The organism is Bradyrhizobium sp. SZCCHNRI1009 (assembly GCF_032487575.1).
Classification (GTDB): domain Bacteria; phylum Pseudomonadota; class Alphaproteobacteria; order Rhizobiales; family Xanthobacteraceae; genus Bradyrhizobium.
Window position 1 is genome coordinate 442,170 of record NZ_JAUEUL010000003.1, and the last position, 20,812, is coordinate 462,981.

Consider the following 20,812-nt stretch of genomic DNA (forward strand, 5'->3'; position numbering starts at 1 on the left):
GCAGGCCGTCGCATGATGTTGCCGATCGTGCCCGGCGCTTCCGCGACCGGATGATCCAGATCGATCTCAGCTCACGAGATCGGGCAGTCCGAGCATCAGCCGCATGTTCTGCACGGCCGCGCCCGATGCGCCCTTGCCGAGATTGTCGAGCCGCGCCACCAGCACCGCCTGATGATGCTTGTCGCTGGCGAAGACGTAGAGCTCGAGCTCGTTGGTCTCGTTCAGCGCCTCCGGCTCGAGCCGGCCGCTCTTGGCCGCCGCGCCGTCGAGCGGCATCACCGAGACGTATTGGCTGCCGGCATAGTGCTTCGCCAGGGCCGCCTGCAGGTCCGAGCCCGACGGCCTGCCCGGCAGGGTGTCGAGCTGCAGCGGCACGGAGACCAGCATGCCCTGCCGGTAGTTGCCGACCGAGGGAATGAAGATCGGCCGCCGGGTCAGCCGCGAATAGAGCTGCAATTCGGGCAGATGCTTGTGCTCGAGGCCGAGGCCGTACAGCTCGAAGTTCGGCGCGGTGCCGTTCTCGAAGGCCGCGATCATGGTCTTGCCGCCGCCGGAATAGCCGCTGACGGCATTCACCGTCACCGGATAGTCCTGCGGCAGCAGGCCGGCATCGACCAATGGCCGCAACAGCGCGATGCCACCGGTGGGATAGCAGCCGGGGTTGGAGACCTTGCGTGCATTGCGGATCTTGTCGGCCTGATCGGCGGCGAGCTCGGGAAAGCCATAGGCCCAGTCCGGCGCGACGCGATAGGCGGTCGACGCGTCCAGCACCTTCGGCGCAGAGCTGCCCATGCCGTCGATCAGCGCCACCGTCTCCTTGGCGGCGTCATCGGGCAGGCAAAGGATGACGAGATCGACCTCGGCCATCAGCGCCCGCTTGGCTGCCGGATCCTTGCGCTTGTCCTCGGCGATCGTCTTCACGACGATATCCGGCTGGTGCCGGAGCCGCTCGGCGATTCCCAGGCCGGTCGTGCCCGAGCCGCCGTCGACGAACACGGCGCGTGTCGCAGTCCCGGAGGTGATGTGAGCTTTCGGCAAATTGCTGTCGATCACGGTCATGGCACGCTCCTTAGGTCTGGGTTTCGCCGGCAAAGGCCTGGGGCCGCGCCTGCCGCATGAGAGACGATATCTGTTGCGAGCCGATGTCGGGCCGCTCGCCGAGCCGGGTCGCGACCGCCGCATAATCGGCTTCCGACTTATGCTGGTTGAGCTTGAAGCTGCCCTCGACCTCGTCGATCGTCATCACGATGCCGACGATCGCCTTGCGCATCGCCTCGAGCCGGCCAGCGCTCATCTTGCCCGAGGTCCACGGCGCCTTCGGCAACAGCCATTGCTCGAACTTGGCGCTGACCGCATCCACCTGCTCTGCAAGCTCCGCCTCCGACAGGATGCGCGCCGGGCCGGTCAGATGCACCGCCTGATAAAGCCAGGTCGGCACCTGATCGGGCGAGACGTACCAGTCGGCCGACACATAGGCATCGGCGCCGTTGACGGCGAGCAGCCACCGCGTCGCGCCGTCGGCGAGCTTCGCCAGCGGATTGCCGCGGGCGACGTGGAAGAACGCCTGCGGCGTGCCGTCGTTCAGCGCCCCCAGGTGAAACGGCACGGAGGACGCAATCGGCCTAGTGCCGTCCCACGCGCAGACCGTGCCGAAGCCGCGCGCCTCCGCAAAGCCGAGGCTCGCGGCGCGATCGGGCTTGAAGGGCGGTGGCGTGTACATCGGAAAACTCCTGCTGGACGAAGGAGCCGCCTGATCGATCGCGCTGCAAGGAGAAAGTTTGCCGCGGGACGGATCCGGCGGCAGGGGCTGTGATCTAGACGCAGATCATCGCCCGTACCGCGGAGGTACGACGGCGCATTTCGGCGATCATGTTGGTCGCTGCGTTGATCATGGGGGCAGGCCTATAGGGCCGCAGGGTTCCTGCGTCAAGCTCGCACGTCGGCCCGGCCCGTTCGGGGCTGGCGTCAGACCGCATGCCACAGCCATTCCATGGTGCGCCCGATGATGTCGCCGAACAACAGCAGCACCGCCGACCACACCAGCGCCGACACGAAGTTGGCGATCTGGAACACCATGTAGGGCATCTCGAAAATGCCCGCCGCCAGCGGCACCGACGCGCGCAACGGGCCGAAGAACCGGCCGATGAAGATGCTCGGCACGCCCCAATCGCGCACGAAGGCCTCGCCGCGCGGCAGCAGCTCCGGGTATCGCGACAGCGGCCACATCTGGGCGACGCGGTCCTTGTAGCGGTAGCCGAACCAGTAGGAGACCCAGTCGCCGAGCGCGGCGCCGATTCCACCGGCCAGCCATATCGGCCAGAAGCTGATCCCGGTGGCGCCGATCAGGGCGCCGATCGCGACCAGGGCGCCCCAGGCGGGAATCAGGAGCGAGACGAAGGCCAGGGACTCGCCAAAGGCAAGCAGCAGGACGATCGGAGCAGCCCAGGCCTGATGGTCGCGCACGAAGTCGGCAACCGCGCGGCCAAAATCTTCCATCTGCTCGACGCCTTTCTGCTCCGCGGCGCTTAAGTGCTTGAAGGCCTTCGCGGTTCCATGGCGCAGACTGGTACGCCACCGAACCCGCCCACTTCAAGTCACAACAACCGGCTGAACCGCGTGAACAGCGGCGATCCGGCGATCGGAACCGGCCAAAACGTGGCGGGCTGGTGAACGTCGTTGTTTCCCGGGGTCATTGTTTTATGCCGGTCCATGGCATAGTCAGGCCCAACGATTCGTTCCCTCTTGCGCACACGCAACATCCAATTCCATGGGTAAACCGTTGAAATCAGCTGCAAAAGCCAAGGCCAAGGGCGTCACGGACCCGTTGGCGGCGTTCGCCGCCAAGGGCAAGGCTCCGGCCAAGCCAGCCGCCCGCGCAGGCAGCGCCGAGGGCGATTACACCGCCCGTGACATCGAGGTCCTCGAGGGCCTGGAGCCGGTGCGGCGCCGCCCCGGCATGTATATCGGCGGCACCGACGAAAAGGCGCTGCACCACCTGTTCGCCGAGGTCATCGACAACTCGATGGACGAGGCGCTGGCGGGACACGCCACCTTCATCGAGGTCGAGCTCGATGCCGAAGGCTTCCTCACCGTGACCGACAACGGCCGCGGCATTCCGATCGATCCACATCCGAAGTTTCCCAAGAAGTCGGCGCTTGAGATCATCATGTGCACCCTGCACGCGGGCGGCAAGTTCGACTCCAAGGTCTACGAGACCTCGGGCGGTCTGCACGGCGTCGGCATCTCCGTGGTGAACGCGCTGTCGACCCGGCTCGAGGTCGAGGTCGCACGCAACCAGAAGCTCTACCGCATGATCTTCGAGCGCGGCCACCCGAAGGGCAAGCTCGAGGAGGTCGGCAAGGTCGCCAACCGGCGCGGCACACGGGTACGTTTCCAACCCGACCCGACCATCTTCGGCGCCAAGGCGACGTTCAAGCCGCAGCGCCTGTTCAAGATGGCGCGCTCGAAAGCCTATCTGTTCGGCGGCGTCGAGATCCGCTGGAAATGCGATCCGTCGCTGCTGAAGGGCATCGAGGACGTCCAGCCCGAGGCGACGTTCCACTTCCCCGGCGGCCTGAAGGACTATCTGGCCGCAGCGATCCATGCCGACACGCTGGTCCATCCGGATATCTTCGCCGGCAAGTCGGGCCGCACCGGCGGCCATGGCGGCTGCGAATGGGCGGTCGCCTGGACCGCTGATGCCGACGGCTTCCTGTCGTCCTACTGCAACACGATTCCGACGCCCGACGGCGGCACGCACGAATCCGGCATCCGCAGCGCGCTGCTGCGCGGCCTGAAGGACCACGCCGAGCGCGTCGGCCAAGGCAAGCGCTCGGCCAACATCACCTCCGAGGACATCATGGCGGGCGCCGCCATCATGCTCTCGGTGTTCGTGCGCGAGCCCGAATTCCAGGGCCAGACCAAGGATCGCCTCGCGACCGCCGAGGCCCAGCGCATCGTCGAGCAAGCCGTCAAGGATCCGTTCGATCACTGGCTGTCGGGCAATCCGGTGCAGGCCAACCGGCTGCTCGATTTCGTCATCGAGCGCGCCGAGGAGCGCATCCGCCGCCGCCAGGAGAAGGAGACGGCGCGCAAGACCGCGACCAAGAAGTTGCGCCTGCCGGGCAAGCTTGCCGACTGCACCGACGCCGGCACCGAGGGCTCCGAGCTGTTCATCGTCGAGGGCGACTCGGCCGGCGGCAGCGCCAAGCAGGCGCGCGACCGCAAGAAGCAGGCGGTGCTGCCGCTGCGCGGCAAGATCCTCAACGTGGCCTCCGCCGGCAAGGACAAGCTGACGGCGAATGCCCAGCTCGCCGACCTCGTGATGGCGATCGGCGCCGGCACGGGCACGTCGTATCGCGAAGAGGATCTGCGCTACCAGCGCATCATCATCATGACCGATGCCGACGTGGACGGCGCCCACATCGCCTCGCTGCTGATCACGTTCTTCTACAGGCAGATGAGACCGCTGATCGACGAGGGCCACCTCTACCTCGCCGTGCCGCCGCTCTACCGGCTGACCCATGGCAGCAAGACGTTCTACGCGCGCGACGATGCCCACCGGGACGAGCTCCTCAAGCGCGAGTTCAACGCCAACGCCAAGGTCGAGATCGGCCGCTTCAAAGGTCTCGGCGAGATGATGCCGGCCCAGCTCAAGGAAACCACCATGGATCCGGCCAAGCGCACCCTGCTGCGCGTGGTTCTGCTGGCCGAGGATCGCGACGGCACCGCCGACTCGGTCGAGCGGCTGATGGGGACCAAGGCAGAGGCCCGCTTCGCCTTCATTTCGGAAAAGGCCGAATTCGCCAGCGACGAGCTGCTCGACGTCTAGCTTTTGACCCGATTTCACGCCTCCATTGCAGGTTCCATTCGCTCGCGCGAGCCTGCAATCACCTAGTTTGATCAGAGACTTACGGGGGCCGCGCGCATCCCGCAGCGCACTTTCCCCTCCGGTGTGCTCAACCTGCAACAGCTTTTGGGCACCAATCGGCTATAGTTCGGGCACATCTGGCGAGGGAATCGCCGCCGCAACCCGGCACCTGCGACACGACGATCTTGGGGAATTGAATATGAAAAAGCTTTTGCTTGCTGCCACTGCGCTGGTTGCGATCACGGGTGCCGCCTCGGCTGCTGATCTGGCGGCTCGCCCCTATGTGAAGGCTCCGATGATGCCGGTGGCGCCGAGCTGGACCGGTTTCTACATCTTCGGTGGCGCTGGCGGCGGCCTCTGGGATGCCGATTCGCACACCAACTTCAACGGCGTGCCGGTGACGATTGATCAGCGCGTCGGCGGCGACGGCTTCCTCGGCACGGTCGGCGCGGGCTATGACTGGCAGGTCAACCCGACCTGGGTTTTCGGCCTGTTCGCTGACGGCCAGTTCGGCAGCCTGCGCGGCACCCTGCAGGATCAGTTCGCTGCCCTGACCGGCCGCATCAAGATGGAAACCGCCTGGGCCGCGGGCGCCCGCGTCGGCTACTTGGTTGCGCCGAACGTGCTGTCCTACGTCAACGCCGGCTACTCCGGTTCGCACTGGTCGGGCACTGGCCTGACCACCCTCACGGGCGCAGCGTCCGGCTTCCACACCGACTCGTTCAACCGCAACGGCTGGTTCGTCGGTGGCGGCGTCGAGAACAACCTGAACATCTTCGGTATCTCGGCGCCGGGCTGGTTCATGAAGACCGAATATCGCGCCGCCTACTACGACCGCAAGGACATCGCGGTCCGTACCGACGTCGGCAACCTCGCGACGACCGACTCGGTCAGCTTCAAGCCGTGGGTGCAGACCATCAGCACCTCGCTGGTTTACCGCTTCAACTGGACCGGCCCGGCCGTCAAGTACTGAGCGGACCGCACGCGGTCTTTCGATTTTTCTGCGAAAAGCCCCGGTTGATCCGGGGCTTTTTGTTTTTGCCTCCGATATTGGCGGCTGGAGCCGCTGGTCATCTGCCGCAGCGGCCGCTAGCCTCCTCCTCATAAAACATCACAAAAAAGACGGCAGCAGCGTCTCCGATGCTGTGACGCGGTCGATGAGGGAGGAAGTGGCCATGCGGAGATTCCTGATGATCGGCGGCCTGCTTCTGCTCGCCGTCGGCCTGCTCTGGGTCGGCCAGGGCACCGGGGTGGTGGCATGGCCGCGGACGAGCTTCATGATCAACCAGCTGCAATGGGCCGGCTACGGCGTCGGCATGGGTGCACTCGGCCTGGTGATGATCTGGCAGGGCACCTGCTGACGTCTGACAACAACATGGAGACACGACATGGCGGGCCGCTTCGACCTGAGTGGCAAGGTTGCGATCGTGACAGGAGGCAACGGCGGAATCGGCCTGGGGATGGCGCGCGGGCTTGCCGATGCCGGCGCCGACATTGCCGTGGTCGGCCGCAACGAAGCCAAGTCACAGGCGGCGGTGGCTGATCTCGCCGGTCGCGGCGGCCGTGCCATCGCCGTCACAGCCGACGTCAGCGACAAGGACGACGTCGCCGCCATGGTCGCGCGCGTGGCCAGCGAGCTCGGTCGTATCGACATCCTCATCAACAATGCCGGCATGAGCATTCGCAAGCCGCCGCACGTGCTCGAGCTGGAGGAGTGGCAGCAGGTGATCGACACCAATCTCACCAGCGCGTTCCTGTGCTCGAAGGCCGCCTACCCGGCCCTCAAGGCGAGCGGCGGCGGCAAAATCATCAACATCGGCTCGATGCTGTCGATCTTCGGCGCCAGCTTCGCGCCGGCCTACGCGGCCAGCAAAGGCGGCATCGTGCAGTACACGCGCGCCTGTGCCTGCGCCTGGGCGCCCGACAACATCCAGGTCAACGCGATTCTGCCCGGCTGGATCGACACCGACCTGACGCGCGCGGCGCGTAGCCAGATCGACGGCCTGCACGACCGCGTGCTGGCGCGCACGCCCGCGGCACGGTGGGGCGACATCGACGACTTCGCCGGCATCGCGACGTTCCTGAGCTCGCCGGCCTCCGACTTCGTCACCGGTACCGCGATTCCCGTCGATGGTGGCTATTCGATCATGGCGTAGCCGACGCCTCAGCGTCGAAAGCTCTTGATCTCGGAGACGCTGCCGTCGCGATAGGTCAACTCCACCGAGACGAACTTCGTCGCCAGCGGCAGCTTCAAATAGGGCGTGGCGTTGGAGGGAATCGCAATGGGATCGCGCATGTCGCAGCCGGGCATGTTGAGGACCTTGTCCGGCACCGCCGTGTCGATGCCGATGCGGACCTCGCGGATGGCGCAGCGATACGACATCAGGTGCGTGTAGTAGACCAGGAGGCCGTTGAACTCGCGGAACGACAGCCAGCTCGTCGCGGTCATGTCGAGGATCTTGCGCTGGTCGTGCACCAGCGCGGCCTCCGGCTCGAAGCGGATCGGGAACGGTCCCTGCATCTCGCCGGATGCATCGACATAGCGGACCTGGATGGTGCCCGCGGGCGCATCCGCCGGCAGCTGGATCGAGGGATTGGGCATGCGCTTGCGCGTGCGCGGATCGAGCACGTCCATGAAGCCGGTCTCGCGAAACTCCCCCGCCTCGCCCATGCGCCAGGAAATGCCGAGCGTCGGATCGGCGATCGAGAACGTGACGGTCCAGCCGCCATTGTGGCGCGAGAACATCGCGATCGGTGCGTTCAGGCTCTCGTTCGCCGGCGGAATGCGCGGCGCGGAGACGGGAGGCAGCGCCGCAAGCTTCTGCTGCGGCTCGGCCGGCTTGTCGGCCGCAGCCGGCCCCTTCGCCATGCCGTTGAGAAAGACATCGTCGACCATCTGGTCGAAATAGACCGGGATCTGCTTGTGCCGCACGGTCTCGGCGAGTTCGCTGACCACGCGGCGGGTGCGCTGCGCGACCTGCACCAGATTGACGCCGGGCTGCGTCAGCTCCTTGGCGAAGGTGCGCGTGAACACCGAGTTCGGATTGGCGTCATCGTTGGAGAGACGGTCGAGCGCGGTCTGGCGTGGGCCGGCCGAGAACACCGAGAATACGCCTTCGGGCAACTGCGTCATCGGCGCCAGGCCGCCCCCGCCCGCCACCGCGCGCGTGCCCGAGCGCTCGAACGGATTGTTGCGGCAGGCATCGAACACCAGGATCGAGGTGCGCGCCTTCTTGTTCTGCAGCCGCTCGATGACGCGGTCCGCGAGGATCGAGGCGTCGCGCACCAGCTCTTCCTGGCCTTCGGTGGCCGCGGGCACGTCGGTCGGCAACAGGAAGTTCTGGCCCGCGATCTCGAAGCCATGACCGGCATAGAAGAAGAACGCGGTGTCGCCCGGCTCGACGGCGTTGTCGAACGCCAGCAGCGTCTGGCTGAACTGCTGGCGATTGAGATTCTCCGCGACCATGACGTTGAAGCCGAGCTGCTTCAGCGTGTCGCCCATCGTCCGCGCGTCGTTGACGGCCTTCTGCAGCTTCGGCACGAACCGGTAGTCGTTATTGCCGATCACGAGCGCGACGCGCTTCTCGGCATGCGCGGCCGGCGCCAGAACCACCGCCAGCATCGCCAGCCCGCACGCCAGCCACATCCGCATCGATCTCATCGTCCGTCCCTGCACTCATCGCGTGGGCTGCCGCCCTCGGATAGTCGACGGCACGCCGCCACCGGTTCATCCCCGGGGCACACGCGGCTGCTCCCCCTGCCGAACACACGCCGCAATTCCGTCGACAATTCGACCGGAGCGCTTTCCGCGACCGGCCGCCAGTGCTTCGGAGCACCCGAATGCGACAGCTCGACGACAGGTTGCCTGCAAATAATGCAAAAACATTAAGCTTTTTCGGTACTTCGCCCCCCTCTTCCATTGACTTTGCAGGATTCGCCCCTATCTTCCGCAGCAGCGCGGCCGGATCGCATCCGATTCCTGAGAAATTGACCGCGGGCCGGCGCTAGTCAGAAAACCCCCAGCTTCCTTAGAGCATGCCGTTTCGGGGTTGAGCGCGACCACAGCCTTTTACCCTCGATTCCTAACGGCGGCGTCGAATAGAGGCCCCGTCGCCTATCGGCGCGTGACATAGAGGCTCGATGTCTTTTTCCAATCTCGGCTTGTCCGACAAGGTGTTGGCTGCAGTTGCGGCCACCGGCTACACCAACCCGACCCCCATTCAGGAACAGGCGATTCCTCATGTGCTGGCGCGCCGCGACGTGCTCGGCATCGCCCAGACCGGTACCGGCAAGACCGCCGCTTTCGTCCTGCCGATGCTCACGATCCTCGAAAAGGGCCGCGCCCGCGCGCGAATGCCACGCACCCTGATCCTGGAGCCGACCCGCGAGCTGGCGGCCCAGGTCAAAGAGAACTTCGATCGCTACGGCGCCGGACAGAAGCTCAATGTCGCCCTGCTGATCGGCGGCGTCTCCTTCGGCGACCAGGACGCCAAGCTGACCCGCGGGGTCGACGTGCTGATCGCCACGCCGGGCCGACTGCTCGATCATACCGAGCGCGGCGGCCTTCTCCTCACTGGCGTCGAGTTGCTGGTCATCGACGAAGCCGACCGCATGCTCGACATGGGCTTCATTCCCGACATCGAACGCATCTGCAAGCTCGTTCCCTTCACCCGCCAGACCCTGTTCTTCACCGCGACCATGCCGCCGGAAATCCGGCGCATCACCGAAGCCTTCCTGCACAATCCGCAGAAGGTCGAGGTCTCCAAGCCGGCGACGACAGCCGTCACGGTGACCCAGTTGCAGGTGCCCTCGGGACGCGAGGCGCATCAGAAGCGCGAGGTGCTGCGCAGGCTGTTGCGGGACGCCAAGGATCTCAACAACGCGATCATCTTCTGCAACCGCAAGCGCGACGTCGCCATCGTTCACAAGTCGCTGCAGAAGCATGGCTTCAGCGTCGGCGCACTGCACGGCGACATGGACCAGTCGGCCCGCACCGCCGCGCTCGATCAATTCCGCAAGGGCGAACTGCCATTGCTCGTCGCCTCCGACGTCGCCGCACGCGGCCTCGACATTCCCGAAGTCAGCCACGTCTTCAATTTCGACGTGCCGCATCATTCGGACGACTACGTTCACCGCATCGGCCGTACCGGCCGCGCCGGACGGACCGGCACTGCAATCTCGATCGTGGCTCCGGCCGACCAGAAGTCGATGGTCGCGATCGAGAAGCTGATCGGACAAGGCATTCCCACCATCGAAGGCGACTACGAGGTGCAGGAATCCTCGGGCGACGAGGACAGCCGTGAGCGGCGTCCGCGCGACGCCGCGCGTCGCGGCAGCCGCGGCAAGGCGCGGGAGCGCGATGCGGGATCGCGTGATCGTGATGCAGCTCCGCGCGAGCGCGATCGTGAGCCGCGGCCAGCAGCGCCGCGCGCCGCCCAGGCAGCTTCTCCCCGGCCTGCTGCGCCGAGCGCCCGCAAGGAACAACCGCGTAACGAACAGCCTCGCAATGAAGCGCGGCGGCCGCGGCGCGACCACGACAACGAGCCTGCCGATCATTCACATCTGCCGGCGTTCCTGCTTCGCCCGGTGCGGGCCCCGCTTCCCTGAGCGAGTACAAGATTCCGGGCTGCGCGACATGCGGCCGCCCGGACTGTCGCGTCCGCGATGATCAGTTGCTGCATTCGTCGTACTTGACTGGAGTCGACATCGCCGAGCCCTCGGCGAATGCGCGCGTGCGCGAATAGTTCCAGCTCGCGTCAGCAAGCTCCCGCAGCATCCTATGCAGCTCATTGAACATATGCGGTGCCGGTCCCAGATGAACGGCTCGTGCGCACATCCGGGACTCTACGGCCGTATTTACCCCTGGTTCACAAACGTCCTTTAGCTTGGCCGGCATTGTTTATTTCATTGCTGTGACGACGACGGCGACGCGGGCGATTGGGGGAGAACCTGTGGTGGTCAATGCGCTTGACGAACACGAACGCACGATAGGCTTCGCCGAAGTCGCGCTCAGCCAGATCAGGACGCTTCGCCATTCGGCCAATCCGCGCAACTACGAGATCTGGTACGTCTACGCGACGGGCTACAACGCACCGCTGAACGAGATCATCAACGAGACGCTGTCGCGCAACGGCAGGCTGTCGCAGTCCGATCTGGATCAGCTCTACGACTCCTACCTCGCGCATCTCAAGACCTCGGATCGCATCGACAAGGTCGGCGCGCGCGTGGTCGGCGAGATCGACGACCTGATGAACATGCTCAGCGATGCCCTCGGCAGGACGGCGAGCTACGATGCGAGCCTCGCGGGCGCCGATCAACGGCTCGCATCGGCCACCAGCCGCGAGCAACTGGTCGACATCATCGAGGCGCTAGCCCATTCGACCAAGCAGATGCGCGAAACCAACCGCATCCTCGAAGAACGGCTGACGCTGTCGAAGGACGAGATCAGCGGGCTGCAACACAGCCTGGAGGTGATCCGGGCCGAGAGCCTGACCGATCCGCTCACAGGGCTCGGCAACCGCAAATATTTCGACCGGATGCTCGAGACGACGGTGCAGTCGGGGCTCGCGACCCAGCAGCCGCTGTCGCTGCTGATGTTCGACATCGACCATTTCAAGTCCTTCAACGACTCCTACGGACATCTCACCGGAGACCAGGTGCTGCGGCTCGTCGGGATGACCCTGAAGCATGCCATCAAGGGCCAGGACATCGCCGCGCGCTACGGCGGCGAGGAGTTCGCTGTCGTTCTGCCGAACACCACGCTGCAGCACGCACTGACAGTGGCCGATCACATCCGCCGCGCCGTCACGGCAAAGGAGCTGAAGAAGAAGTCGACCGGGGAGATCCTCGGACGTGTGACGATCTCGGTCGGCCTGTCCCTGCTGCGGGCCGGTGACGATACGGATACGCTGATCGAACGCGCCGACGCCTGCCTCTATGCCGCCAAGCGCAGCGGGCGCAACAAGGTGGTGTGCGAGAACGATCCCGAATATGCGGCAGCCACGCGCGGCCAGGTTGCCTGAGGGCCAGGTGGCCAGCCGAGCGTCGAGAGCATCAGCGCGTCCGCGATGATGCTGTGCGCGACGTCCGGCCCCGCACCGCCGTCGCGCTGCGAGCCTTGCGGCCGGCGGGCGCCGTTTCCGCGCCCTTGCCAACGCTCTTGGCAACGTTCTTGGCCACCTTCCCCGTCTTGACCGACTTGGTCTTTTTCGCTGCTGTCTTGGTCGCTCCGGACTTGCTCCGACCACGCGCCGGTACCGCCTCGCTGCGCGGCGCAGCCCGTTTCTTGCTGGTCCGCTTGCTCAAGGCGGCCCTCTGCGCCGCCGCAAACGCATCTCTCGCCCATGCCGCGAACTCATCGGTGTCGTCGAACAGATGCGCCGGCACCTGCCAATACGAGCGCACCGTCATGGTCCGCGCGCGCGTCTCGTAGGAGAACGGCTTGGATCCGGCCTCCTCGAACCTGGCAAAGCTGGCCTCATCGGCGCGCAGATAGAGACCGCTGCGCAGCGCGAGCGCAAAGTTGATGCCATCGGCAGAGATGCCGAAGCCGGAGAACATCCGCCGGATCGTGACCGGACCGAAGCCGGCGAACAGATCGGTCAGGAATTCGCGGTCCATCGCACCAGCTCCCGCCAACACCCAGTTGCTCGCCTGGAGTTTTCGGTCGGGAGGGTGGCGTGTGTCAATGTCCGGAACGCGACAGGGTCCGGTGCCGTCCCGGCGGAAAGCCGACGATCAGACCTCGGCCGGCTTGAGCTGAACCGACTCGCCGCAGCCGCAGGCGCTGATCTGGTTCGGGTTGTTGAACACGAACTGCGCCTGCATCTTGTCGGCCTGATAGTCCATCTCGGTCCCGAGCAGAAACAGCACGGCCTTGGGATCGACCAGGATCTTCACGCCCTTGTCCTCGACCACCTCGTCGGTCGGCCGGATATCGTGGGCATATTCGACCGTGTAGGACTGTCCGGCGCAGCCGCCGTTCTTGACCCCGACGCGCAATCCGATGATCTCGGATTCCGCGCGTGCGGTCAGTTCGCGGATGCGCGTGGCCGCGGCATCGGTCAGCCGCATGACCTGCGGACGGGGCCGCGGCTTCGGCTTGCTGGCGACTGGCGTGTTGGTCATATCGGTCATCTGGTCAATCCCGGCGTTCGATCAATCCCGACCGCCATTCAAACGTCGTGCCTCACCACATGTTGAGGACGAGGCGCGCCTCGTCGCTCATCCGGTCCGGCGTCCATTGCGGCTCCCAGACAATGCTCACATTCACCACGCCGACGCCCGGGACGCTGGCGATCGCGTTCTCCACCATGGTCGGCAACTCGCCGGCCGCCGGACAGTTCGGCGTCGTCAAGGTCATCATCACGTCGACGCTGCGGTCGTCCTTGATGTCGACCTTGTAGATCAGGCCGAGCTCATAGATGTCGGCCGGGATCTCCGGGTCGAACACCGTCTTCAGCGCCGCGATGATCTCGGTGGAAAGCCGCTCGGTCTCCTCCGGCGGCAGCGCCGAATGGGTTTCGACAGTCTGAGTTTTGACGTCGGCCGTGTCGGTCATGCAAACAATTCCCGCGCCTTGATCAATGCCTGTGCAAGCTGATCGACCTCTTCCCTCGTATTGTACATGCCAAACGAGGCCCTGCAGGTCGCCGTGACGTTGAATCTCTCCAAAAGCGGCATCACGCAGTGCGTGCCCGCACGCACCGCGACGCCCTGGCGGTCGATCACGGTGGCGATGTCATGCGCATGCGCGCCCTTCATCTCGAACGAGATGACCGGGCCCTTGCCTTTGGCGGTGCCGATCAGCCGCAGCGAATTGATCTCGCGCAGCCGATCCTGGGCATAGGTGAGCAGGTCGTGCTCGTGCGCGGCGATGCGCTCCTTGCCGACCGAGTTGACGTAGTCGATCGCGGCGCCCAGCCCGACCGCCTCGACGATCATCGGGGTGCCGGCCTCGAACTTGTGCGGCGGATCGCCATAGGTGACCCAGTCGCGCGCAACCTCGCGGATCATCTCGCCGCCGCCATTGTAGGGGCGCATGGCAACGAGGTGGTCGTACTTGGCGTAGAGCACGCCAATGCCGGTCGGCCCGTACAGCTTGTGGCCGGTGAAGACGTAGAAGTCGCAATCGATGTCCTGGACGTCGACGGCGAGATGCACGGCGGCCTGGCTGCCATCGACAAGTACGGGGATGCCGCGGGAGTGCGCGATCCGCACGACCTCCTTCACCGGCACCAGCGTGCCGAGCATGTTCGACATCTGGGTGATCGCGACCAGCTTGGTCTTCGATGTCAGCAGCTTCTCGAACTCGTCGATCAGGAAGTTGCCCTCATCGTCGACCGGAGCCCACTTGATCACGGCGCCCTGGCGCTCCCGCAAGAAGTGCCACGGCACGATGTTGGAATGGTGCTCCATGATCGAGAGCACGATCTCGTCGCCCTCGCCGATGTTCGGCCCGCCCCACGACGACGCGACCAGATTGATCGCCTCGGTCGCGTTGCGCGTGAAGATGATCTCCTCGCTGCGACGGGCATTGAGGAAGCGCGTGACCCGCTCCCGGCCGCCCTCATAGGCTTCGGTCGCCGCATTGGCGAGGTAATGCAGGCCGCGATGCACGTTGGCGTATTCGCTGGTATAGGCCTGCGTCATGCGGTCGAGCACCGCGCGCGGCTTCTGTGCCGAGGCGGCATTGTCGAGATAGACGAGCGTCTTGCCGTAGACCCGCAGCGCCAGCGCCGGAAAGTCCTCGCGGATGCGGGCGACGTCGTAGGATCCGTTGGAGACGGCGGGATGCGTGCTCATGCGCGCGCCTCCATCCAGTCCTGGGCGGCCGCGATGACCCGCTCGCGCAAGGAATCGTCCTCGATCGCCTCGATGGCTTCGCCGACGAAGGCCTGGATCAGCAGCGCCTGGGCCTGCTTCTCCGGCAGGCCGCGGGCCTGCAGATAGAACAACAGGCTGTCGTCGAGCGCGCCGGCGGTGGCGCCGTGGCCGCAGGAGACGTCGTCGGCGAAGATCTCGAGCTCCGGCTTGCTGTCGGCCTCGGCCTCGTCGGACAACAGCAGCGCCCGCGTCATCATCTTGCCGTCGGTCTGCTGCGCGTCGGGGCGGACGATGATGCGGCCCTGGAACACCGAATGGGCGCGATCGTCGAGCACCGCGCGAAAGTTCTCGCGGCTGGTGCAGCCGGGCACCGCGTGATCGACCACCAGCGTCAGGTCGCCATGCTGCTTGTCGCGCAGCAGGTTGACGCCGTTGATGATCAGCTCGCTGCCTTCGCCCTTGAGAGTGATGAAGCCCTGCAGACGACTGACGGCGCCGCCGGTCGTCATGTTGAAGAGATTGAGTTTCGACCGCGCACCGACCTCGTACTTGGCGGACGTGATGTTAACGGCATCCCTGGCATCGCGCATCAGGCGAATGGTGGACAGCGCAGCGTCGTCACCGACGGAGACGACCACGGCGTCATTGGCCTGATAGCCCGAGGCGCCATCGGCAGCGATCGCGCTTTCGATCAAGGTGGCCTGCGCGCCGTTCCCCACCGAAAGATGCGAGCGACTGGCACGCGATGCCTGCGATGCCGTCGCGATGTGAATGATCTGCAGCGGATGCGAGAGCTTTGCACCATCCGCCACGGAGATCAGGACTCCGTCGGTCGCGAGCGCACCGTTCAACAGGACCATCGCATCGTTGACGGTCGTCTCCAGCAGCCGCTCGCTGCCGGCGCTCTGCAGCGCCTCGCGCAGCGTGTGAACCTTGACACCATCTTCGGAGGCCGAGATGTCCGAGAGCTCCGCCACGAACACGCCGTCGACCAGCACCAGCTTCCGAGCACCGTCGACGGCAACAGAAGCCAGCACGGTTTTTGCCCGCGCCAGCGCCGCCGCGTCCGGCGCGCCTGCCAGCGGCAGCACCTCGCGCATCAGCGCACGCAGATCGGTGTACTTCCATTCCTCGATACGACGGTGCGGCAGGCCGGTGCGCTCGAAGGCCGAGAAGGCTTCGCGCCGGATATCGACCACCTTGCCGGTGCCGGGCAGACGGCCCAGAGCGGCAGAGAGCAAGCTGCTCGCCGCCGGACCGCTGTCGTTCTTGACCAAAGCTACGTTCATCACAGATCCATTCGCGAGCTCAGGCCGCGTCTTCGAACTGGGCGTAGCCGGACGCCTCCAGCTCGAGCGCGAGCTCCTTGCCGCCGCTCTTCACGACGCGCCCCTTCGACATCACATGAACGACGTCGGGGACGATGTAGTTCAGCAGCCGCTGATAGTGGGTGATCACGATCATCGAGCGATCGGCTGCGCGCAGCGCGTTGACGCCGTCGGCGGCGATGCGCAGCGCGTCGATGTCGAGGCCGGAATCCATCTCGTCGAGGATGCAGAGCGACGGCTGGAACAGCGCCATCTGCAGCACCTCGTTGCGCTTCTTCTCGCCGCCGGAAAAGCCGACATTGACGCCGCGCTTGAGCATGTCCTGCGGAATGCTGAGCGATTTCGAGATCTCGCGCACCTTCCTGAGGAAGTCCGGCGTCGAATATTCCTCCTCGCCGCGCGCCTTGCGCTGCGCGTTCAGCGCTGTCCGCAGGAAGGTCATGGTCGCGACGCCGGGGATCTCCACCGGGTACTGGAACGCCAGGAACACGCCCTTGGCGGCACGCTCGTCCGGTGCCATGGCGAGCAGATCCTCGCCCTTGAACAGGATCTCGCCGCCGGTCACCTCATAGCCCGGCTTGCCGGCGATGACGTGGGACAGCGTCGACTTGCCGGAGCCGTTCGGCCCCATGATCGCATGCACCTTGCCGGCGTCGATCGACAGCGTCAGGCCGTGGAGAATCTCGCGCTCCTCGACGCGGACCTGCAGGTTGTTGATTTCGAGTAGTGCCATGATCTGTTTCCGCTCAACGCTTGCCCTGGCGGCACCGATTCCATCGGGTCCAAGGACGTATGATATCGATATCAGCACGAGCGGGCCGCGCCGCGGCCCTGCTGCAATATGGCCTCAGCCGACCGAACCTTCGAGGCTGATCGAGATCAGCTTCTGCGCCTCGACTGCGAACTCCATCGGGAGCTGCTGCAGCACGTCCTTGACGAAGCCGTTGACGACCAGGCCAACCGCCTCCTCCTGCGAAAGACCGCGCTGGATGCAGTAGAACAGCACGTCTTCGGAGATCTTGGACGTGGTCGCCTCGTGCTCGAAGGTGGCCGAGGAGTTCTTGGCCTCGATATACGGCACGGTATGCGCACCGCATTTGTCGCCGATCAGCAGCGAATCGCAGGCAGTGAAGTTGCGCGCGCCAGTCGCCTTGCGATGCGCGGTGACCAGGCCACGATAGGTGTTCTGCGATTTGCCGGCAGCGATTCCCTTGGAGATGATGCGGCTCGACGTGTTCTTGCCGAGATGGATCATCTTGGTGCCCGAGTCGACCTGCTGGAAGCCGTTCGAGATCGCGATCGAATAGAACTCGCCGCGCGAATTGTCGCCGCGCAGGATGCAGCTCGGATACTTCCAGGTGATCGCAGATCCCGTCTCGACCTGGGTCCAGGAGATCTTGGAGTTGGCGCCGCGGCAGTCGCCACGCTTGGTGACGAAATTGTAGATGCCGCCCTTGCCTTCCGAATTGCCCGGATACCAGTTCTGCACCGTCGAGTACCTGATCTCGGCATCATCCAGCGCGACCAGCTCGACCACCGCCGCGTGCAGCTGGTTCTCGTCGCGCTGCGGCGCGGTGCAGCCCTCGAGATAGGACACGTAGGCGCCCTTGTCGGCGATGATCAGCGTGCGCTCGAACTGGCCGGTGTTGCGCTCGTTGATGCGGAAATAGGTCGACAGCTCCATCGGGCAGCGCACGCCCGGCGGGATATAGACGAACGAGCCGTCGGAGAAGACGGCCGAGTTCAAGGTCGCGTAGAAATTGTCGGAGGTCGGCACCACGCTGCCGAGATATTTCTGCACCAGCTCGGGATGCTCGCGGATCGCTTCCGAGATCGGCATGAAGATCACGCCCGCCTTCTTCAGCTCCTCCTTGAACGTCGTCGCCACCGACACCGAATCGAACACGGCGTCGACCGCGATTTTGCGGCTCTCGGGGCTGCCAGCGCCGGGCACCGGCTCGACGCCCTCGAGGATCGCGACCTCGCGGAGCGGAATGCCGAGCTTCTCGTAGGTCTTCAGAATCTCCGGGTCGATCTCGTCGATCGAGGAGAGCTGCTTCTTCGGCTTGGGCGCGGCGTAATAATACAGATCCTGGAAGTCGATCTTGGGGTAGTCGACGCGCGCCCAGGTCGGCTCCTGCATGGTCAGCCAGCGGCGATAGGCCTCCAGCCGCCATTCGAGCATCCAGGCGGGCTCGTTCTTCTTGCCCGAGATGAAGCGGATCGTGTCTTCGGAAAGCCCCTTGGGAGCCTTCTCGGATTCGATGAGTGTCTCGAACCCATAACGATATTGGTCGACGTCGATCCGCCTGACGCGGTCGACCGTCTCTTGTACGGCTGGCATTCCATCCTCCGCTCGCGGTTTCAAGGACCGCGGTGGACACGTTCTGGAACCGTCTTACGACGTTTCGCGGACGAAATCACGCCCTTAGAATCGCTCAAGCACGGTTTCGTCGCCACCTTTAAGTAGGGTCAATGACAGCTTTCGCCAAGCCTGCAGGCACCGGTCGACATCCGCCTCGGTCGTGGACCAGCCCAGACTGAGGCGCACCGCTCCCTGCGCCGCCGCGGAACCAACGCCCATGGCCTCCAGGACGTGCGACGGCTGGACCTTGCCAGACGAGCAGGCCGAGCCGGAAGACACCGCGATCCCTTCGAGATCGAACCCGATCACGGCCGTCTCGGCCTTGAGCCCCGGCGCCGTGAACAGCGTCGTATTCGGAAGCCGCGCCGCTTCGGAGGAAAATACCGTCACGCCGGCGGTCTGACGAAGGCCCGTTTCCAGCCGGTCGCGCAGCGCCGTGATCCGGGGCAGGTCGACCTCGAGCTCAGCCAGGGCAGCGCCGGCTGCGGCGCCAAATCCGGCAATTCCGGCCATGTTTTCGGTTCCAGCCCGGCGACCGCGCTCCTGGCCGCCACCGCGGAGAACCGGAATCGGCTCCTCCACGCCGGCGCCCAGAACCAGCGCGCCGACGCCCTTCGGTCCGCCGATCTTGTGCGCAGAGATGGTCACAAGGTCCGCGCCCATCTGTTTGATATCGAGGGGTATTTTCCCAAATGCCTGGACCGCGTCGACGTGCAGCAGGCCGCCCGCCTGGTGCACGATCTCAGCAACTTTCGAAACCGGTTGAAGCACCCCGGTCTCGTTGTTGGCGGCCATCACCGACACCAGCGCCGGCGGCCCGCCGGCCAGCAGGGCTTCCAGGCGGCCGGGATCGACCACGCCGGAGGCATCGACCGGGATCGTCTGCACCGCAGATGGCGCGAACCGGCCGCCGGCCAGCACCGAGGCATGCTCGACCGCCGACACCAGCAGCCGCTCGACCGGGCCGGCCGGCGCCCGCAGACCTGGGCTCAAAGCGAGCACATTGGCCTCGGTTCCGCCGGAGGTGAACACGACGCGGCGCGCAACGGTACCGAGCCCGCGGGCGATGACCTCGCGGGCCTCCTCCATCAGCCGCCGCGCCTTGCGGCCTTCGGCATGAACCGACGAGGGATTGCCGACCAGGTCCATGGCGGCGATCACCGCCGCGCGCGCTTGCGGTCGAAGCGGCGTCGTCGCGTTCCAGTCGAGATAGATCCTGTCGGCCATCGGTCCGTTCATATCAACTCGGGCCACGAACGACCATGGCTCGTCGGCACCATGATGATGCGCGACGGCCAGCGTGGTATCGTCGGGCGCGAGATTGAGATAGCGGGTCCGGTGCCATGAACAAGCTTGTCGGCTCGATGCTGCGTCCGAATGATCGGAGCTTCTACGCCATCATGGCCGGGCTCTCGCTCGGCATCGGCGTCGTCAACGCCCTCTCGGCCGCCCACGATGCCGTCAGGCGGGGAGCCGCCTATGATCTGGAAAAGCAGCTGCTGTGGGAGATGACGAGCATCATCGTCATCATCCTGCTGGCGCCGCTGCTGGTCGTCACCGTTCGATTGATCCGGCGGGGCCCGGCCGCCCCTGTCCGTCTCATCGCGCTCGCCGTTGCCGCCGTCATCGTCTTCTCCCTGCTCCACATCACCGGCATGGTGATGCTGCGCAAGCTGCTGATGTGGGGCGCTGGCGGCGCCTACGACTTCCAGTTCTCGCTCGCCACCATCGTGTACGAGTTCCGCAAGGACGTCATGACGGCGCTGCTCATCGGTGCCACGCTCTGGCTATATGACGGCTATCGCGCGAGCGCCCTCCAAGAGCCGACACGGCGATCCGAGCCTCCTGCCCCTGCCACGCTCTGGCTGCGCGACGGCGCGAGCCGCATCCGCGTCGCGCCGGCCGACATCCTGTGGGTCGCTGCGGCCGGCAACTACGTGGAATACGCCATGGCCGACGGCAGGCGACATCTGATCCGCGGCACCCTGTCGGCCGCCGAGGCCGAACTCGCCCGCTTCGCGCTGGTGCGCATCCATCGCGGCCGGCTCGTCAACATGACCAGGGTCACCGCGCTTTCGGTTCTGCCATCAGGCGAGTTCGACCTGACCTTCGACGGCGGCCAATCCGTCCAGGGCAGCCGCCGCTATCGCAGCGCGGTTGCGCCATGGGAGCAGACGGTGGTGGCGGCGCGCTGAAGCGGCCGCGGCAGCCGACGAAAACGCCTGTATTTTCATCGAATTGCAGGCGCATTCGGGGCACGCTCCGCGGCCGCCTCGGCCCGCAGCCGCTTCGATGGCACGCTCGGCATCCCTGCCGCCGCCGCCTTGCCGGGCGTTGAAAATCCTTGCTTTTTGCCCTGCGCTCCATGCTAGAAGGCCAACTTCCAGTCACGCCAGCGCCGCTCCGTCCAAGCGAACGGATGGC

The 20,812-nt window shown here is 65.5% G+C and carries 20 protein-coding genes; 8 read left to right on the top strand and 12 right to left on the bottom strand.

What is annotated here, in order from left to right:
- Positions 1-66: 66 nt before the first annotated feature.
- From argC to QX010_RS08915, 3 genes are all read right to left on the bottom strand, one after another.
- Positions 67-1,059 carry an N-acetyl-gamma-glutamyl-phosphate reductase gene (gene argC / locus QX010_RS08905; RefSeq protein ID WP_316178908.1) on the bottom strand — a complete coding sequence of 331 codons (993 nt, stop codon included), beginning with the start codon at positions 1,057-1,059 and terminating at the stop codon, positions 67-69.
- Between the two features lie 10 nt (positions 1,060-1,069).
- A complete protein-coding gene (locus tag QX010_RS08910; RefSeq protein ID WP_315800120.1) occupies positions 1,070-1,720 on the bottom strand; it encodes an FMN-binding negative transcriptional regulator in 651 nt (216 codons plus the stop codon).
- Positions 1,721-1,965: 245 nt separating this feature from the next.
- Complete coding sequence (locus tag QX010_RS08915; protein ID WP_315800121.1) at positions 1,966-2,496, bottom strand: DedA family protein; 531 nt, start codon at positions 2,494-2,496, stop codon at positions 1,966-1,968.
- Between the two features lie 271 nt (positions 2,497-2,767).
- Between QX010_RS08915 and parE the strand changes: the two genes are divergently transcribed.
- The 4 genes from parE (at position 2,768) to QX010_RS08935 (ending at position 7,026) form a co-directional block, all read left to right on the top strand.
- Entirely contained in the window at positions 2,768-4,831 is a 2,064-nt protein-coding gene (gene parE, locus QX010_RS08920; RefSeq protein WP_316178910.1) for a DNA topoisomerase IV subunit B, read from the top strand.
- Between the two features lie 238 nt (positions 4,832-5,069).
- Complete coding sequence (locus tag QX010_RS08925; RefSeq protein WP_315800123.1) at positions 5,070-5,843, top strand: porin family protein; 774 nt, start codon at positions 5,070-5,072, stop codon at positions 5,841-5,843.
- A gap of 202 nt (positions 5,844-6,045) precedes the next feature.
- On the top strand, positions 6,046-6,231 hold the full coding sequence (locus tag QX010_RS08930) for a hypothetical protein (protein ID WP_009027935.1): 186 nt from the start codon (positions 6,046-6,048) through the stop codon (positions 6,229-6,231).
- A 27-nt stretch (positions 6,232-6,258) separates the two neighbouring features.
- Positions 6,259-7,026, top strand: coding sequence for a glucose 1-dehydrogenase (locus QX010_RS08935; RefSeq protein WP_315800124.1), 768 nt, complete (start codon positions 6,259-6,261; stop codon positions 7,024-7,026).
- A gap of 8 nt (positions 7,027-7,034) precedes the next feature.
- Here the strand turns inward: QX010_RS08935 and QX010_RS08940 are convergent, their stop codons facing one another.
- Positions 7,035-8,531: a caspase domain-containing protein gene (locus QX010_RS08940; RefSeq protein WP_410051934.1), complete on the bottom strand. Its 1,497-nt coding sequence runs from the start codon at positions 8,529-8,531 to the stop codon at positions 7,035-7,037.
- A 179-nt stretch (positions 8,532-8,710) separates the two neighbouring features.
- Here QX010_RS08940 and QX010_RS08945 point away from each other — a divergent pair, with 179 nt between their 5' ends.
- The 3 genes from QX010_RS08945 (at position 8,711) to QX010_RS08955 (ending at position 11,892) form a co-directional block, all read left to right on the top strand.
- Positions 8,711-8,878, top strand: coding sequence for a hypothetical protein (locus QX010_RS08945; RefSeq protein ID WP_315800125.1), 168 nt, complete (start codon positions 8,711-8,713; stop codon positions 8,876-8,878).
- A 132-nt stretch (positions 8,879-9,010) separates the two neighbouring features.
- Entirely contained in the window at positions 9,011-10,477 is a 1,467-nt protein-coding gene (locus tag QX010_RS08950; protein ID WP_315800126.1) for a DEAD/DEAH box helicase, read from the top strand.
- A gap of 347 nt (positions 10,478-10,824) precedes the next feature.
- Complete coding sequence (locus tag QX010_RS08955; RefSeq protein WP_316178913.1) at positions 10,825-11,892, top strand: GGDEF domain-containing protein; 1,068 nt, start codon at positions 10,825-10,827, stop codon at positions 11,890-11,892.
- 31 nt (positions 11,893-11,923) lie between these two features.
- On the opposite strand, the gene QX010_RS08960 is transcribed toward QX010_RS08955, so the two are convergent.
- The 8 genes from QX010_RS08960 to QX010_RS08995 form a co-directional block, all read right to left on the bottom strand.
- On the bottom strand, positions 11,924-12,490 hold the full coding sequence (locus QX010_RS08960) for a TfoX/Sxy family protein (protein WP_315800128.1): 567 nt from the start codon (positions 12,488-12,490) through the stop codon (positions 11,924-11,926).
- Between the two features lie 117 nt (positions 12,491-12,607).
- Complete coding sequence (locus tag QX010_RS08965; protein WP_257170803.1) at positions 12,608-12,997, bottom strand: HesB/IscA family protein; 390 nt, start codon at positions 12,995-12,997, stop codon at positions 12,608-12,610.
- 61 nt (positions 12,998-13,058) lie between these two features.
- Entirely contained in the window at positions 13,059-13,430 is a 372-nt protein-coding gene (locus QX010_RS08970; RefSeq protein ID WP_315800129.1) for an SUF system Fe-S cluster assembly protein, read from the bottom strand.
- Positions 13,427-14,674: a cysteine desulfurase gene (locus QX010_RS08975; RefSeq protein ID WP_316178915.1), complete on the bottom strand. Its 1,248-nt coding sequence runs from the start codon at positions 14,672-14,674 to the stop codon at positions 13,427-13,429. Before QX010_RS08975 ends, QX010_RS08970 begins: the two co-directional genes overlap by 4 nt.
- Positions 14,671-15,984, bottom strand: coding sequence for a Fe-S cluster assembly protein SufD (gene sufD, locus QX010_RS08980; protein ID WP_315800131.1), 1,314 nt, complete (start codon positions 15,982-15,984; stop codon positions 14,671-14,673). The genes QX010_RS08975 and sufD overlap by 4 nt, the downstream gene beginning before the upstream one ends.
- Positions 15,985-16,003: 19 nt before the next feature.
- Positions 16,004-16,756 carry a Fe-S cluster assembly ATPase SufC gene (gene sufC, locus QX010_RS08985; protein WP_315800132.1) on the bottom strand — a complete coding sequence of 251 codons (753 nt, stop codon included), beginning with the start codon at positions 16,754-16,756 and terminating at the stop codon, positions 16,004-16,006.
- Between the two features lie 114 nt (positions 16,757-16,870).
- Positions 16,871-18,367: a Fe-S cluster assembly protein SufB gene (gene sufB / locus QX010_RS08990; protein ID WP_316178917.1), complete on the bottom strand. Its 1,497-nt coding sequence runs from the start codon at positions 18,365-18,367 to the stop codon at positions 16,871-16,873.
- A gap of 84 nt (positions 18,368-18,451) precedes the next feature.
- Positions 18,452-19,615 (bottom strand): cysteine desulfurase family protein, encoded by a 1,164-nt coding sequence (locus QX010_RS08995; protein ID WP_316178919.1) that lies wholly within the window; start codon positions 19,613-19,615, stop codon positions 18,452-18,454.
- Positions 19,616-19,731: 116 nt separating this feature from the next.
- On the opposite strand from QX010_RS08995, the gene QX010_RS09000 reads away from it, so the two are divergent.
- Entirely contained in the window at positions 19,732-20,583 is an 852-nt protein-coding gene (locus QX010_RS09000) for a LytTR family DNA-binding domain-containing protein (protein ID WP_316178921.1), read from the top strand.
- Positions 20,584-20,812 lie beyond the last annotated feature (229 nt).

Excerpts from the sequence above, each read along its gene's own strand:
- parE (WP_316178910.1), top strand. The coding sequence starts at position 2,768 with ATGGGTAAACCGTTGAAATCAGCTGCAAAAGCCAAGGCCAAGGGCGTC.
- QX010_RS08925 (WP_315800123.1), top strand. The coding sequence starts at position 5,070 with ATGAAAAAGCTTTTGCTTGCTGCCACTGCGCTGGTTGCGATCACGGGT.
- QX010_RS08975 (WP_316178915.1), bottom strand. The coding sequence starts at position 14,674 with ATGAGCACGCATCCCGCCGTCTCCAACGGATCCTACGACGTCGCCCGC.
- QX010_RS08945 (WP_315800125.1), top strand. The coding sequence starts at position 8,711 with ATGCGACAGCTCGACGACAGGTTGCCTGCAAATAATGCAAAAACATTA.
- QX010_RS08995 (WP_316178919.1), bottom strand. The coding sequence starts at position 19,615 with ATGGCCGACAGGATCTATCTCGACTGGAACGCGACGACGCCGCTTCGA.
- sufB (WP_316178917.1), bottom strand. The coding sequence starts at position 18,367 with ATGCCAGCCGTACAAGAGACGGTCGACCGCGTCAGGCGGATCGACGTC.
- QX010_RS08930 (WP_009027935.1), top strand. The coding sequence starts at position 6,046 with ATGCGGAGATTCCTGATGATCGGCGGCCTGCTTCTGCTCGCCGTCGGC.
- QX010_RS08965 (WP_257170803.1), bottom strand. The coding sequence starts at position 12,997 with ATGACCAACACGCCAGTCGCCAGCAAGCCGAAGCCGCGGCCCCGTCCG.
- QX010_RS09000 (WP_316178921.1), top strand. The coding sequence starts at position 19,732 with ATGAACAAGCTTGTCGGCTCGATGCTGCGTCCGAATGATCGGAGCTTC.
- sufD (WP_315800131.1), bottom strand. The coding sequence starts at position 15,984 with ATGAACGTAGCTTTGGTCAAGAACGACAGCGGTCCGGCGGCGAGCAGC.
- argC (WP_316178908.1), bottom strand. The coding sequence starts at position 1,059 with ATGACCGTGATCGACAGCAATTTGCCGAAAGCTCACATCACCTCCGGG.
- QX010_RS08960 (WP_315800128.1), bottom strand. The coding sequence starts at position 12,490 with ATGGACCGCGAATTCCTGACCGATCTGTTCGCCGGCTTCGGTCCGGTC.
- QX010_RS08910 (WP_315800120.1), bottom strand. The coding sequence starts at position 1,720 with ATGTACACGCCACCGCCCTTCAAGCCCGATCGCGCCGCGAGCCTCGGC.
- sufC (WP_315800132.1), bottom strand. The coding sequence starts at position 16,756 with ATGGCACTACTCGAAATCAACAACCTGCAGGTCCGCGTCGAGGAGCGC.
- QX010_RS08950 (WP_315800126.1), top strand. The coding sequence starts at position 9,011 with ATGTCTTTTTCCAATCTCGGCTTGTCCGACAAGGTGTTGGCTGCAGTT.
- QX010_RS08940 (WP_410051934.1), bottom strand. The coding sequence starts at position 8,531 with ATGAGATCGATGCGGATGTGGCTGGCGTGCGGGCTGGCGATGCTGGCG.
- QX010_RS08970 (WP_315800129.1), bottom strand. The coding sequence starts at position 13,430 with ATGACCGACACGGCCGACGTCAAAACTCAGACTGTCGAAACCCATTCG.
- QX010_RS08935 (WP_315800124.1), top strand. The coding sequence starts at position 6,259 with ATGGCGGGCCGCTTCGACCTGAGTGGCAAGGTTGCGATCGTGACAGGA.
- QX010_RS08915 (WP_315800121.1), bottom strand. The coding sequence starts at position 2,496 with ATGGAAGATTTTGGCCGCGCGGTTGCCGACTTCGTGCGCGACCATCAG.